This window comes from Silvania hatchlandensis (assembly GCF_025564065.1).
Classification (GTDB): Bacteria; Pseudomonadota; Gammaproteobacteria; order Enterobacterales; family Enterobacteriaceae; genus Enterobacter; species Enterobacter hatchlandensis.
In genome coordinates, this window is sequence record NZ_JAMGZK010000053.1 from 246,330 (window position 1) to 259,467 (window position 13,138).

At 58.8% G+C, this 13,138-nt stretch carries 11 protein-coding genes; 8 read left to right on the forward strand and 3 right to left on the reverse strand.

Translation table 11 applies throughout. The features are described 5' to 3' along the window. Positions 1-36: 36 nt before the first annotated feature. A complete protein-coding gene (ppsA, locus tag M8014_RS18370; protein ID WP_271283821.1) occupies positions 37-2,415 on the reverse strand; it encodes a phosphoenolpyruvate synthase in 2,379 nt (792 codons plus the stop codon). A gap of 338 nt (positions 2,416-2,753) precedes the next feature. Between ppsA and ppsR the strand changes: the two genes are divergently transcribed. The 8 genes from ppsR (at position 2,754) to M8014_RS18410 (ending at position 10,887) form a co-directional block, all read left to right on the forward strand. Beyond that, on the forward strand, positions 2,754-3,587 hold the full coding sequence (gene ppsR / locus M8014_RS18375; protein WP_271283822.1) for a posphoenolpyruvate synthetase regulatory kinase/phosphorylase PpsR: 834 nt from the start codon (positions 2,754-2,756) through the stop codon (positions 3,585-3,587). Between the two features lie 151 nt (positions 3,588-3,738). Then, on the forward strand, positions 3,739-4,785 hold the full coding sequence (gene aroH / locus M8014_RS18380) for a 3-deoxy-7-phosphoheptulonate synthase AroH (protein ID WP_271283823.1): 1,047 nt from the start codon (positions 3,739-3,741) through the stop codon (positions 4,783-4,785). 192 nt (positions 4,786-4,977) lie between these two features. After that, complete coding sequence (gene hemP, locus M8014_RS18385; protein WP_271283824.1) at positions 4,978-5,172, forward strand: hemin uptake protein HemP; 195 nt, start codon at positions 4,978-4,980, stop codon at positions 5,170-5,172. A 71-nt stretch (positions 5,173-5,243) separates the two neighbouring features. Beyond that, positions 5,244-7,229, forward strand: coding sequence for a TonB-dependent hemoglobin/transferrin/lactoferrin family receptor (locus M8014_RS18390; protein ID WP_271283825.1), 1,986 nt, complete (start codon positions 5,244-5,246; stop codon positions 7,227-7,229). A 47-nt stretch (positions 7,230-7,276) separates the two neighbouring features. Further along, positions 7,277-8,305: a hematinate-forming heme oxygenase ChuS gene (gene chuS, locus M8014_RS18395; RefSeq protein ID WP_271283826.1), complete on the forward strand. Its 1,029-nt coding sequence runs from the start codon at positions 7,277-7,279 to the stop codon at positions 8,303-8,305. After that, positions 8,302-9,123, forward strand: a complete 822-nt coding sequence (locus M8014_RS18400; protein ID WP_271283827.1) for a heme/hemin ABC transporter substrate-binding protein — start codon at positions 8,302-8,304, stop codon at positions 9,121-9,123. The genes chuS and M8014_RS18400 overlap by 4 nt, the downstream gene beginning before the upstream one ends. Further along, positions 9,123-10,115: a FecCD family ABC transporter permease gene (locus tag M8014_RS18405; protein ID WP_271283828.1), complete on the forward strand. Its 993-nt coding sequence runs from the start codon at positions 9,123-9,125 to the stop codon at positions 10,113-10,115. Before M8014_RS18400 ends, M8014_RS18405 begins: the two co-directional genes overlap by 1 nt. Continuing rightward, positions 10,108-10,887: a heme ABC transporter ATP-binding protein gene (locus M8014_RS18410; protein ID WP_271283829.1), complete on the forward strand. Its 780-nt coding sequence runs from the start codon at positions 10,108-10,110 to the stop codon at positions 10,885-10,887. The genes M8014_RS18405 and M8014_RS18410 overlap by 8 nt, the downstream gene beginning before the upstream one ends. On the opposite strand, the gene selO is transcribed toward M8014_RS18410, so the two are convergent. Beyond that, positions 10,884-12,326, reverse strand: a complete 1,443-nt coding sequence (selO, locus tag M8014_RS18415; RefSeq protein WP_271283830.1) for a protein adenylyltransferase SelO — start codon at positions 12,324-12,326, stop codon at positions 10,884-10,886. The two genes, M8014_RS18410 and selO, sit on opposite strands and share 4 nt — an antisense overlap. A gap of 61 nt (positions 12,327-12,387) precedes the next feature. Beyond that, entirely contained in the window at positions 12,388-13,101 is a 714-nt protein-coding gene (locus M8014_RS18420; RefSeq protein ID WP_271283831.1) for an EAL domain-containing protein, read from the reverse strand. Positions 13,102-13,138: the final 37 nt, after the last annotated feature.

Below are 13,138 nucleotides of genomic sequence, written 5' to 3' on the forward strand. Positions count from 1 at the left end.
TGTTATCCTCACCTTTTATGCGGTATGACCGACAGCTTATTTTTTCAGTTCAGCCAGGCTCAGCCAGGTTTGCACCACGGTGTCCGGGTTCAGGGACAGGCTATCGATCCCCTCTTCCATCAGCCAGGCAGCGAAGTCTTCGTGATCGGACGGACCCTGACCACAAATACCGACGTACTTGCCCTGTTTCTTCGCCGCGCGGATGGACATCGACAGCAGGGCTTTCACCGCTTCGTTACGTTCATCAAACAGCGCGGATACCACGCCAGAGTCACGATCCAGACCGAGCGCCAGCTGTGTCATGTCGTTAGAGCCGATAGAGAAGCCGTCGAAGTGCTCGAGGAACTGCTCTGCCAGCAGGGCGTTGGACGGGATCTCGCACATCATAATGATCTTCAGCCCGTTCTCACCGCGCTTCAGACCTTGACGCGCCAGCTCCTCTACCACCGCCTTCGCCTGATCGACGGTGCGTACAAACGGCACCATGATCTCAACGTTGGTCAGCCCCATCTCGTTACGCACATATTTCACCGCGTCGCATTCCAGCGCAAAGCAGTCACGGAAGCTGTCGGAGACGTAACGACCGGCCCCGCGGAAGCCCAGCATCGGGTTCTCTTCTTCCGGTTCGTAGCGCTTGCCACCCACCAGGTTGGCGTATTCGTTGGATTTGAAGTCAGACAGACGCACGATGACGCGTTTCGGGTAGAACGCCGCCCCCAGAGTGGCAATCCCCTCGCTCAGGCGACCCACATAGAACGCTTTCGGCGAGTCGTAGCCCTTCATCATCTCGCGAATTTCTTTCTGCAGCTTCGGATCCTGGTCGTCAAACTCCAGCAGCGCACGCGGATGAACCCCGATCATGCGGTTAATGATGAACTCCAGACGCGCCAGGCCGACCCCTTCGTTTGGCAGACAGGCAAAGTCAAATGCCCGGTCCGGGTTGCCGACGTTCATCATGATCTTCAGCGGCAGATCCGGCATGGTATCGACGCTGGAGCTTTTCACGCTGAAGTCCAGCAGCTCGGCGTAGACGTAGCCGGTGTCGCCTTCGGCGCAGGAGACGGTAACGTTCTCGTCGTCCTTCATGCGCTCGGTGGCGTCGCCGCAGCCGACCACTGCCGGAATACCCAGCTCGCGGGCGATGATCGCCGCGTGACAGGTCCGCCCGCCGCGATTAGTGACGATCGCCGCTGCCTTTTTCATGATCGGTTCCCAGTCCGGGTCGGTCATGTCGGTCACCAGCACGTCGCCCGGCTGGATACGGTTCATCTCGCTGATGTCATGGATCACCTTCACCGGGCCTGCGCCAATGCGATGGCCAATTGCGCGGCCCTCGGCGATAATGTTGCCCTGCGCATGCAGGGTATAACGCTCCATCACCTGACCGCGGGAACGCACGGTTTCCGGACGCGCCTGCACGATAAACAGCTTGCCGGTGTTGCCGTCTTTTGCCCACTCGATATCCATCGGGCGGCCGTAGTGTTTTTCAATCTGCACCGCCTGCTTCGCCAGCTCCTGCACTTCGGCATCGGTCAGCGAGAAGCGATCGCACTGCTCCTGGGGCACGTCCTCAATGCGAACCTGCTTGCCGTGCTCCTGCGACGGGGCGTAAATCATGCGGATCTTTTTCGATCCCATGGTGCGACGCACGATAGCCGGACGATCCGCTGCCAGCGTCGGTTTGTGCACGTAGAACTCGTCCGGGTTGACTGCGCCCTGCACCACCATCTCGCCCAGACCCCAGGCAGAAGTGATAAAGACCACCTGATCGAAACCCGATTCGGTATCAATAGAGAACATCACGCCTGAGGATGCTAAGTCCGAACGCACCATGCGCTGCACGCCCGCCGACAGCGCGACGCCGCGGTGGTCGTAACCCTGATGCACGCGATAGGAGATGGCGCGGTCATTAAACAGGGAGGCAAAGACATGTTTGACCGCCACCAGCACGGCATCGTAGCCCTGCACGTTGAGGAAGGTCTCCTGCTGCCCGGCGAACGACGCGTCTGGCATATCTTCGGCGGTGGCGGAGGAGCGCACGGCGAAAGAAGCCTGAGCATCATCAGCGGAGAGCTGGTTATAGGCGTCGTGAATAGCGTGTTCCAGTTCAGGCTGGAAAGGTGTATCGATGATCCACTGGCGGATCTGTGCCCCGGCTTTCGCAAGCTCAGAAACATCATCAATGTCCGTGTGGTCCAGTAGTTCGTAAATGCGCTGGTTTACGCCGCTTTGGTCTAAAAAGTAGTTAAACGCATCGGCGGTGGTGGCAAATCCATTCGGTACGGAGACACCCATACTGGACAGATTGGTAATCATTTCACCCAGGGAGGCATTTTTGCCTCCAACTCTGTCTACATCATTCATGCCGAGTTGGTTATACCAAAGCACCAGCGGTGACGAGCCATTGTTGGACATCGAAACAATCCTTTTGTGATATATGAACGGGTTTTAAGAAACTCCTTACTGCGTATTTATACTGGCATATTTATCCGCGCTAAAAAAACGGTGAATCGTGTAAGCAATTTTATTTTTTAGCTTTTAAGACTGTTCCCGCTTAAATCATAACCTAATGATTAATATAGATTCCCACAGTAAATATCAGACTTTAGGGTGATTTATAAAAATGAAACACCCCTTTCATTAAAAATAAAAATAGTGTTTCATTTTTAATTTCAGAAGCGGGTCGGCTGTTGTATTTTACTTTTTTAATTTATGCTTTCAGGCAATTACCACTGAGAGTTAAGGTGCGCAAAATGGATAATGCTGTCGATCGCCACGTTTTTTATATTTCTGATGGTACGGCGATCACCGCCGAAGTGCTGGGCCACGCGGTGATGTCGCAATTCCCGGTCGCCATCAACAGCATCACCCTGCCTTTCGTTGAAAACGAGAGCCGCGCCAAAGCGGTGAAAGACCAAATCGACGCCATCTTCCGGCAAACCGGCGAGCGTCCGCTGGTGTTTTACTCGATTGTCATCCCGGAAATTCGCAATATCATTTTGCAGAGTGAAGGCTTTTGTCAGGACATCGTGCAGGCATTGGTTGCTCCGCTGCAGCAAGAGTTGAAGCTGGATCCGACCCCTGTCGCCCACCGCACCCACGGCCTGAACCCGGCGAATATTATCAAGTACGACGCCCGTATCGCCGCCATTGACTACACCCTTGCCCATGATGACGGCATTTCGATGCGTAACCTCGATCAGGCGCAGGTGATTTTGCTCGGCGTGTCGCGCTGCGGGAAAACCCCTACCAGCCTGTATCTGGCGCTGCAGTTTGGTATCCGTGCCGCCAACTACCCCTTTATTGCCGACGACATGGACAATCTGGTGCTCCCCGCTGCGCTAAAACCGCTGCAGCACAAGCTGTTTGGCCTGACGATTAACCCGGAACGGCTGGCAGCAATCCGCGAAGAGCGCCGGGAGAACAGCCGTTACGCCTCAATGCGCCAGTGTCGTCTGGAGGTGTCGGAAGTCGAAGCGCTGTACCGGAAGAACAACATTCCGTGGCTGAACAGCACCAACTATTCCGTGGAAGAAATCGCCACCAAGATCCTTGATATCATGGGCCTGAACCGCCGCATGTACTAACAGGCTAGTACATAAGTTCGCGTTCATGTATACTCCCACCCCATGCCAGGGCAGTGATGCCCTGCACTTGAAATCAGCGGGGATTGGTTTAAGGTGATGCCCATCACTTCCCGGTAAGTTACCGATGAAGCACTACATTCTGAGAAACACCATGAACAAAACCGATGAACTGCGCACGGCGCGTATCGATAGCCTGGTTACGCCAGCCGAACTGGCCCAGCGGCATCCCGTCTCTGCGGCAGTGGCAGAAAACGTGACAACGTCACGCAAACGTATTGAAAAAATCCTTAATGGCGAAGATCGCCGCCTGTTGGTCATTGTTGGCCCCTGCTCCATTCACGACCTTGATGCCGCGATGGACTATGCCCAGCGCCTGAAGGGGCTGCGCGACAAGCACGCCGCGCGCCTCGAAATCGTGATGCGCACCTACTTTGAAAAACCGCGCACCGTGGTGGGCTGGAAAGGGCTGATTTCCGACCCCGACCTGAACGGCAGCTACCGCGTAAACCACGGCATTGAGCTGGCCCGCAAGCTGCTGCTGCAGGTCAACGCGCTGGGCGTCCCGACCGCCACCGAGTTCCTCGATATGGTGACCGGACAGTTTATCGCCGATCTGATCAGCTGGGGCGCAATTGGCGCCCGCACGACAGAAAGCCAGATCCACCGGGAGATGGCCTCCGCACTCTCCTGCCCGGTCGGCTTTAAGAACGGCACCGACGGCAACACGCATATTGCGGTGGATGCGATCCGCGCCGCCCGTGCCAGCCATATGTTCCTCTCCCCGGATAAAACCGGCCAGATGACTATCTATCAGACCAGCGGCAACCCGTACGGTCATATCATCATGCGCGGCGGCAAGCAGCCGAACTATCACCCACAGGATATCGCTGAAGCCTGCGACACCCTGCGCGAGTTCGACCTCCCGGAGCAGCTGGTGGTGGATTTCAGCCACGGCAACTGCCAGAAACAGCACCGCCGCCAGCTGGACGTCTGCGATGAGATTTGCCAGCAGATCCGCAACGGCTCCACCGCCATTGCCGGGGTGATGGCAGAGAGCTTCCTGCGGGAAGGCACGCAAAAAGTGGTTGTCGGCCAGCCGATTACCTACGGCCAGTCGATCACCGATCCGTGCCTGAGCTGGGAAGATACCGAGCTGCTGCTGGAGAAACTCGCCGCTGCGGTTGATTCTCGTTTTTAACCTTTTTGCCGGGTGGCGCTGTGCTTACCCGGCCTGTTCACCCTTCCTTTAATCTCTTGTAACCCTCTGCTTTTCCCCTCTTTTGTCTGTAAATTGATCCCTTCACTGTTTTTACATAAAAATGCTTGCCGTTAAAATCGATTTGTTGATAATGATTATCATTGTTACATTGATTATTATTTTGAAAACATTATGTCACGCATGGATAACATCGCCGCAACGCTTCCACATCCAGAAAAGACCACACAGCCTGCACCAGGCGTAACCGATCGCCGCATCGACAGCAAACAGCTGTTGGGCCCCGAAGGGCGCGTCATTATTGAGCATGATGGACAGCACTACCTGCTGCGCCAGACACATGCCGGAAAATTGATCCTCACAAAATAAGCACCTCGCCAGCCACCCAGGTTATCCCCAGGCAGCCAGCGCTTTTCACTTTTTTAAATGGAGAGTGGCTAATGCCATACCTGAATACCGCGTCTTTACGCCCGTCACTGTTGGCGCTGGCGATCGTCAGTGCCTTGCCGGGCGCTGCTGTTGCAGCATCCGAAGAGATGACCGTTACCGCTACCGGCAATGCCCGTAGCGCCTTTGAGGCCCCGATGATGGTGAGCGTGATTGACGCCACCGCCCCGGAAAATCAAACCGCCAGCTCCGCCGCCGATCTGCTGCGCCACGTCCCCGGCCTGACCCTCGACGGCACTGGCCGTACCAACGGTCAGGACGTCAATCTGCGCGGGTACGATCGTCGTGGCGTGCTGGTACTAGTGGACGGCATCCGCCAGGGCACCGATACCGGGCATATCAACAGCACCTTCCTCGACCCGGCGCTGATCAAGCGCATTGAGATTGTGCGCGGGCCGTCTGCCCTGCTGTACGGCAGCGGCGCGATGGGCGGGGTGATCGCCTATGACACCGCCGATGCCAAAGATCTGCTGCAGCCCGGCCAAAACAGCGGGTTCCGCGTGTTCAGCACCGCCGCCACCGGCGATCATAGCCTCGGAATGGGTGCCAGCGCCTTTGGCCGCACCGACACCCTCGACGGTCTGGTGGCCTGGTCAAGCCGCGATCGTGGCGATATCCGCCAGGGCGGCGGCGGCACCGCACCGAATGACGAATCGATCAACAACATGCTGGCCAAAGGCAGCTGGAAGCTGGACAGCGCCCAGTCTCTGAACGGCTCGCTGCGCTATTACAACAACGCCGCGCAGGAGCCAAAGAACCCGCAGACCATTGATGCGGATGCCAGCAGCAACCCAATGACCGACCGCTCCACCATCCAGCGCGATGCCCAGCTCGGTTATCATATTTCCCCGGAAGGCAACGACTGGCTCAACGCCGATGCGAAAGTCTACTGGTCGGAAGCGCGCATTAATGCCCAGAACGTGGACGGCTCCGGCGAATTCCGCCAGCAGACCACCAAAGGCGCGAAAGTTGAAAACCGCACCCGCCTGTTCGCCGACTCCTTTGCCTCGCACCTTCTGACCTACGGCGGCGAGTATTACCGTCAGGAGCAGGAACCGTCCGGCGCAACGACCGGTTTCCCGGATGCCAGCATCGATTTTAGCTCCGGCTGGATCCAGGATGAGATCACCCTGCGCGATCTGCCCGTCACACTGCTCGGTGGCACCCGCTACGATAACTACAGCGGCAGCAGCGACGGATACGACGACGTGGATGCCGATAAATGGTCCTCCCGCGCCGGGATAACCGTCACCCCGACAGAGTGGTTGATGCTGTTCGGCTCCTACGCTCAGGCGTTCCGTGCGCCGACGATGGGTGAAATGTACAACGACGCCAAACACTTCTCGATTGGCCGCTTCTACACTAACTACTGGGTACCGAACCCGAATCTGCGCCCGGAAACCAACGAAACTCAGGAGTACGGGTTTGGCCTGCGCTTTGACGACCTGATGCTGGCAGATGATGCGCTGGAGTTTAAAGCCAGCTACTTTGATACCAACGCCAAAGATTACATCTCTACCACCGTCGATTTCGCGGCGGCCACCACCATGTCGTACAACGTGCCGAATGCCAAAATCTGGGGTTGGGACGTGATGGCGAAATACTCCGCCAGCCTGTTCAGCCTGGATGTTGCCTACAACCGCACCCGCGGCAAAGATACCGACACCGGCGAATACATCTCCAGCATCAGCCCGGATACCGTCTCCAGCAAACTGGATATCCCGCTGGCGCAGAGCGGCTTTAACGTCGGCTGGATTGGCACCTTTGCCGATCGATCCACTCATGTGAACAGCAGTTACAGCAAGCAGCCAGGCTACGCGGTGAATGATTTCTACGTCAGCTATCAGGGCCAGCAGGCGCTGAAGGGCGTGACCACCACGCTGGTGCTGGGAAATGCCTTCGACAAAGCGTACTGGTCACCGCAGGGCATCCCGCAGGATGGCCGCAACGGCAAGATTTTCGTGAGTTATCAGTGGTAATTACCCTGCCCCGGTTTTCCGGGGCTTTTATCTGGAAGGACGAGACAATGAATCACTACACACGCTGGCTTGAGCTAAAAGAAGAGAACCCGGGGAAATACGCGCGGGACATCGCCGGGCTGATGACGATCAGCGAAGCCGAGCTGACCTGGGTGCGCGTGGGCCACGATGCCGCGCGCCTGCAAGGTGAGATCCGCGAGATCCTCAGCACGCTGGAAGCCGTGGGCGAAACCAAATGCATCTGCCGCAACGAATACGCGGTGCATGAGCAGGTTGGCACCTTCACCAACCAGCATCTTAACGGCCATGCCGGGCTGGTGCTGAACCCGCGCGCGCTGGATCTGCGCCTGTTCCTGAACCAGTGGGCAAGCGTCTTTACGATCCGCGAAACCACTCCCCGCGGCGAACGCCAGAGCATCCAGTTCTTCGACCATCAGGGCGATGCTCTGCTGAAGGTGTACACCACCGACAATACCGACCTTGCCGCCTGGAGCGAGGTGCTGACCCGCTTTACCGTCGCCGATAACCCGCCGCTGGAACTAAAAGCCGCCGACACCGCCGTCAATGTGGCGCATGCAGACGCCGGAACGGTTGACAGCGAGTGGCGTGCCATGACCGACGTGCACCAGTTCTTCGGCCTGCTGAAACGCCACAGCCTGACGCGCCAGCAGGCGTTCCGCCTGGTGGGTGACGATCTGGCCTGTCAGGTAGATAACAGCGCCCTGGCCCAGCTGCTGGCTACCGCCCGTCAGGATGCCAATGAAATTATGATTTTCGTCGGCAACCGCGGCTGTGTGCAGATCTTCACCGGCACCATTGAGAAAGTGGTGCCGATGAAAGGCTGGCTGAACATCTTCAACCCGGCCTTTACCCTGCACCTGCTGGAAGAGACCATCGCCGAGACCTGGGTCACGCGTAAGCCAACTGCCGACGGCCACGTCACCAGCCTGGAGCTGTTTGCCGCTGACGGTACCCAAATCGCCCAGTTGTACGGGCAGCGTACCGAAGGCGAACCCGAGCAGAACCAGTGGCGGATGCAGATTGATGCCCTGACGGTAAAAGGGCTGGCCGCATGAGAACACTGCTGGTTCTGATCGCCGCGCTACCGCTGGCGGCCTTTGCCGCCAGCCAGGAGAAGATCGTCGCCCTTGGGGGCGACGTGACCGAAATTGTCTACGCGCTGGGGGCGGACGAGGCGCTGGTGGCGCGTGACAGCACCAGCCAGTGGCCTACGCAGGCCGTTTCGCTGCCGGACGTAGGCTACCTGCGCCAGCTGAATGCCGAAGGGATCCTCGCGATGCGCCCGACGCTGGTGTTAGCCAGTGCTCAGGCGCAGCCCTCTCTGGCGCTGACGCAGGTCGGGCAGAGCCAGGTCAAGGTGGTGACGGTTCCGGCCAGCAACGATCTGAGTGTGATTGACGAGAAGGTCCGTGTCGTGGCGCAGGCCACGCACCGTGAGGCTGAAGGTGAAGCCCTGCGTACTACCCTGCACCAGCAACTGGCCGCGCTGCCCACGACGGCGCTCAATAAGCGGGTGCTGTTTATCCTCAACCACGGTGGAATGACCGCGATGGCGGCAGGTCAGGACACCGGTGCCGATGCGGCGATCCGCGCGGCGGGTCTACATAATGCAATGCAGGGATTCTCCCGCTATCAGCCGTTGTCCCAGGAAGGGGTGATCGCCAGCCAGCCGGATCTGGTGCTGATTTCCAAAGACGGCGTTAAGGCACTGGGCGGGGAAGCCAATCTGTGGAAGCTGCCCGGTCTGGCGCAAACCCCGGCGGGTCGCAACAAACAGGTGCTGCAGATTGACGACATGGCGCTTCTCGGCTTTAGCGTGCGTACGCCGGAGGCCATTGGTCAGTTGCGCGCCCGGGCGGAGCAGCTGCCCTGATGTCCCGGCGTATCCACTGCTCCCTGTGGGGGCTGGCGGTATTGCTGTCGCTGATGACCCTACTGGCCAGCGGTTTTGGCGCGTTGCGCCTGCCGGTGAGCCTGCTGTGGAACAACAGTGACGAGGTCCTGCGCCAGATCTGGTTCACCATCCGCCTGCCGCGCGTGCTGCTGGCGCTGGTGATTGGCGGGTCGCTGGCGCTGGCGGGCTGCGTGATGCAGGGGCTGTTTCGCAATCCGCTTGCCGACCCCGGATTGCTGGGGATCAGCAGCGGTGCGGCCTGTGCCGTGGCCCTGTGGGTGGTGCTGCCAATCACCCTGCCCGCGCTGCTGATGCTGTACGCTCCGATGCTGGCGGCCTTTCTCGGCGCGCTGGCGGCCACCGTGGTGATCTTCCTGCTCAGCCAGCAGCGCGACAGCTCGTTATCGCGCCTGCTACTGGTGGGGATCGCCATTAACGCCCTGTGCGGCGCGGCGGTTGGCGTGCTGTCGTGGGTGAGTAACGATGCCCAGCTGCGCCAGCTCTCCCTTTGGGGAATGGGCAGCCTCGGTCAGGCCCAGTGGTCAACGTTATTCGCGGTCGCTTCGCTGATGATCCCGACGGTGTTGATTATCTGGCGGCTGGCTGCAGCGCTGAACCTGCTGCAGCTTGGCGAGGAAGAGGCCCATTACCTGGGCGTGGATGTACGTATCGTCCAGCGCATTTTGCTGCTGTGCAGCGCCCTGCTGGTGGCCGCGGCGGTGGCGGTCAGCGGAGTAATTGGCTTTATCGGGCTGGTGGTGCCGCACCTGATGCGCATGTGGTTGGGGTCGGATCACCGGGCGGTGATCCCCGGCTCGGTGCTGGCAGGCGCGTTTCTGCTGCTGACTGCCGATACCGCCGCGCGCACGCTGGTGGCCCCGGCGGAGATGCCGGTCGGCCTGCTGACCAGCATTCTCGGCGCGCCCTGGTTCCTGTGGCTTATTTTCCGCCGTGGAGGTCAGCATGGCTGAACCCTTTATTGCCGAAGGATTAACGTACAGCGTGGCGGGCCGGGCGGTACTGCGCGATGTGTCGCTCTCGCTTGTCCAGGGTGAACTGGTGGCGCTCATCGGCCCGAATGGCGCAGGCAAATCCACTCTGCTGCGCCTGCTGACCGGCTATCTCAAACCGGATGCCGGGCGCTGCTTGCTCGGCGGAAAACGGCTTGAATCGTGGAGGACGCAGACGCTGTCACGTCAGCGGGCGGTGATGCGTCAGCAAACCCAGCTGGGATTTGACTGGCCGGTGGAAGCGGTTGTTGGGATGGGACGTTCTCCCTGGACGCCACGCCCCGAACCGCAGATCGTCCGCGAGGTGATGCACATCACCGGCTGTCAGCCGCTTGCCGGGCGGCAATACGCGGCGCTGTCGGGCGGGGAGCAGCAGCGGGTGCAACTGGCCCGCGCGCTGGCACAGCTGTGGAGCGACGGTATGCCGCGCGGCTGGCTGTTTCTTGATGAACCGACCTCGGCGCTGGATCTCTACCATCAGCAGCATCTGCTGCGGCTGCTGAAGGCGTTAACCGCTCAGGGGAACCTTCACGTCTGCGTGGTGCTGCACGATCTTAACCTCGCCGCCCTGTGGGCCGATCGGATCGTGCTGCTGCATGAGGGTAAAATTGTCTCACAGGGAGCACCGCAAACGGTGTTGCAGGCCGATGACCTGGCGCGCTGGTATGGCGCGCAGGTTCACGTTGGTCAGCATCCGCTGAACGCCACCCCGCAGGTTTTCCTCGCGCCTTAACTCGAACAACTCACTTCCAGCCGCTTACCCCAGTCGGGTGGGCGGCTGACATAGTCATCAGCCCTTTCGACAAACGGCGTACGCAGCGCTTCATGTAAACGGTGTAACTCGGCGTAGTCGCCGTTTTCGGCCCGATCGATGGCCCGCTGCGCCAGCCAGTTACGCAACACCATTGCCGGGTTGACCGCATTCATCTGCGCCTGACGCACGTCATCGGCCACGTTCTCCTGCGCCAGACGCGCGCGGTAGCGGGTAAACCAGTCATCAAAGGCCTGACGGTCAATAAACTCATCGCGCAGCGGCGAGGCAGCGCTGTGCTGCTCGGTCTGCCCCAGCATGCGGAAGGTGCGGGTGAAATCACTGCCTTCCCGCGCCATCAACGCAAATAGCGCATTAAGAATGTCGTTATCACCCTTCTGCTGGGTCATCAGCCCCAGCTTGCGGCGCATCAGCTTGCCGAACTGCTGCAACAGCACCTCCTGATAGCTGTCCAGCGCGTCGTTCAGCGCCTCGACGTCGATAAACGGCGACAGCGACTGCGCCAGACGCTGCAGATTCCACAGCCCCACAGAAGGCTGATTATCAAAGCTGTAGCGCCCCTGATAGTCAGAGTGGTTGCAGATAAAGCCGGGCTGGTAATCATCGAGGAAGCCGTAAGGGCCATAGTCAATGGTCAGGCCGAGGATCGACATGTTATCGGTGTTCATCACCCCGTGGGCAAAGCCGACGGTTTGCCAGCAGGCCATCAGGGAGGCGGTACGCGCAACCACGTCACGGAACCAGAGCAGGTATTTATCGGCGTCGTCTTTCCACTGCGGCCAGTGATGGTTAATCACAAAATCCGCCAGCTGGCGGACTTTGTCCGGCTCGCGGCGATAATAGAAGTGTTCGAAATGGCCAAAGCGGACGTGGCTTTGCGCAATGCGCATCAGCATCGCGCCCTGCTCCATGGTTTCTCGCGCCACGGGGGTATCGCTGGTGACAATCGACAGCGCGCGCGAGGTCGGGATCCCGAGCGCATGCATCGCTTCCGAGGCCAGGCTTTCGCGGATCGTCGAGCGCAACACCGCGCGCCCGTCCCCCATCCGCGAGTAAGGCGTTAGCCCCGCCCCTTTCAGGTGCCAGTCGACGGTCTGTCCGTTGGCCAGCAGCTGTTCGCCGAGCAGGATGCCGCGCCCGTCACCGAGCTGTCCGGCCCAGACGCCAAACTGATGCCCGCTGTAAACCTGCGCCAGCGGCTGCATCCCCGGCAGTAATGTTTCGCCACCCCAGACGCCCGCGCCCTGCTCAGGCGTAAACAGCGCGGCGGGAACAGCAAGCTCCTCGGCCAGCGGCGCGTTATGCCAGATCAGGCGAGCGTTGCTCAGTGGCGTAGGGTTCAGTGCGGTATAAAAGCCTGGCAGTTCATCATGCCAGCGTGCGGTAAAAGACAGGGTCATAGGTCCTCCTGCCTTTAGTGTAGTGGGTTTAGCGGGGGTTAAACACCGGGTATTACAAGGGTTATCCCTGTACCAGGGTAGTTATTTTGTCGACGGTCACCGCAGGCCAGAGATTTCCCTGCATCGCACTGAACTGATAAGGGGATAAACGCTGCAAGGTGCTGACATCATCCACGCCCGCGACCATCATCGATTGACAGTACGGAGTCACCTGGCTGACGATTGCCCTTAAAAAGGGATCAAATGTATTATCGGTCAAATGCTGCTGGATGAAGTTTTTATCCAGCGCTACCCGATTAAACAGGCCATCGAAAATGGCTTTGGTTGAGGCATTTCCTGCACCAAAATTGGCAAGCACCAGCGGAAAGCGCAGCGCGAAGTTCATCAACACCGTATTCATGTTGCCTTTATTCAGATCGGGATAATTCTCATTTATCGAAAACTCCAGCCACGGGTGACGTTCACATATTGAAACGCCATTTCCGTCCATTATTAGATGTTCAACAATCGCTGGCGAAATATTTATCCAGGCGAGAAGTTGTTGCTGAATAAAAAACAGTTTACAGGTTTCGAGTAACGCCAGCTTTTCCTGAAACAGCGCCAGCTCTTGCGCGGGCGACAGGTAGGCCAGCACCAGCTCCGTTGGAATACGCACCTGAGACTCAACGCCGACAAAGTTGGCGATTATTTCAATGCCTTTGAGCACCCCGGAATCATGGCGCGCAGGGAGGAATAAAAGTTCAGATTGATAAGCATTATCCAGCGTGACAATCATGGTGTCCGCCTCACATTAAAGGCAATACATGACATCC

Bases quoted from the DNA above. Each gene is read 5' to 3' on its own strand.
- ppsA (WP_271283821.1), bottom strand. From the start codon at position 2,415: ATGTCCAACAATGGCTCGTCACCGCTGGTGCTTTGGTATAACCAACTC.
- hemP (WP_271283824.1), top strand. From the start codon at position 4,978: ATGTCACGCATGGATAACATCGCCGCAACGCTTCCACATCCAGAAAAG.
- ppsR (WP_271283822.1), top strand. From the start codon at position 2,754: ATGGATAATGCTGTCGATCGCCACGTTTTTTATATTTCTGATGGTACG.
- M8014_RS18405 (WP_271283828.1), top strand. From the start codon at position 9,123: ATGTCCCGGCGTATCCACTGCTCCCTGTGGGGGCTGGCGGTATTGCTG.
- aroH (WP_271283823.1), top strand. From the start codon at position 3,739: ATGAACAAAACCGATGAACTGCGCACGGCGCGTATCGATAGCCTGGTT.
- M8014_RS18420 (WP_271283831.1), bottom strand. From the start codon at position 13,101: ATGATTGTCACGCTGGATAATGCTTATCAATCTGAACTTTTATTCCTC.
- M8014_RS18390 (WP_271283825.1), top strand. From the start codon at position 5,244: ATGCCATACCTGAATACCGCGTCTTTACGCCCGTCACTGTTGGCGCTG.
- selO (WP_271283830.1), bottom strand. From the start codon at position 12,326: ATGACCCTGTCTTTTACCGCACGCTGGCATGATGAACTGCCAGGCTTT.
- M8014_RS18400 (WP_271283827.1), top strand. From the start codon at position 8,302: ATGAGAACACTGCTGGTTCTGATCGCCGCGCTACCGCTGGCGGCCTTT.
- chuS (WP_271283826.1), top strand. From the start codon at position 7,277: ATGAATCACTACACACGCTGGCTTGAGCTAAAAGAAGAGAACCCGGGG.
- M8014_RS18410 (WP_271283829.1), top strand. From the start codon at position 10,108: ATGGCTGAACCCTTTATTGCCGAAGGATTAACGTACAGCGTGGCGGGC.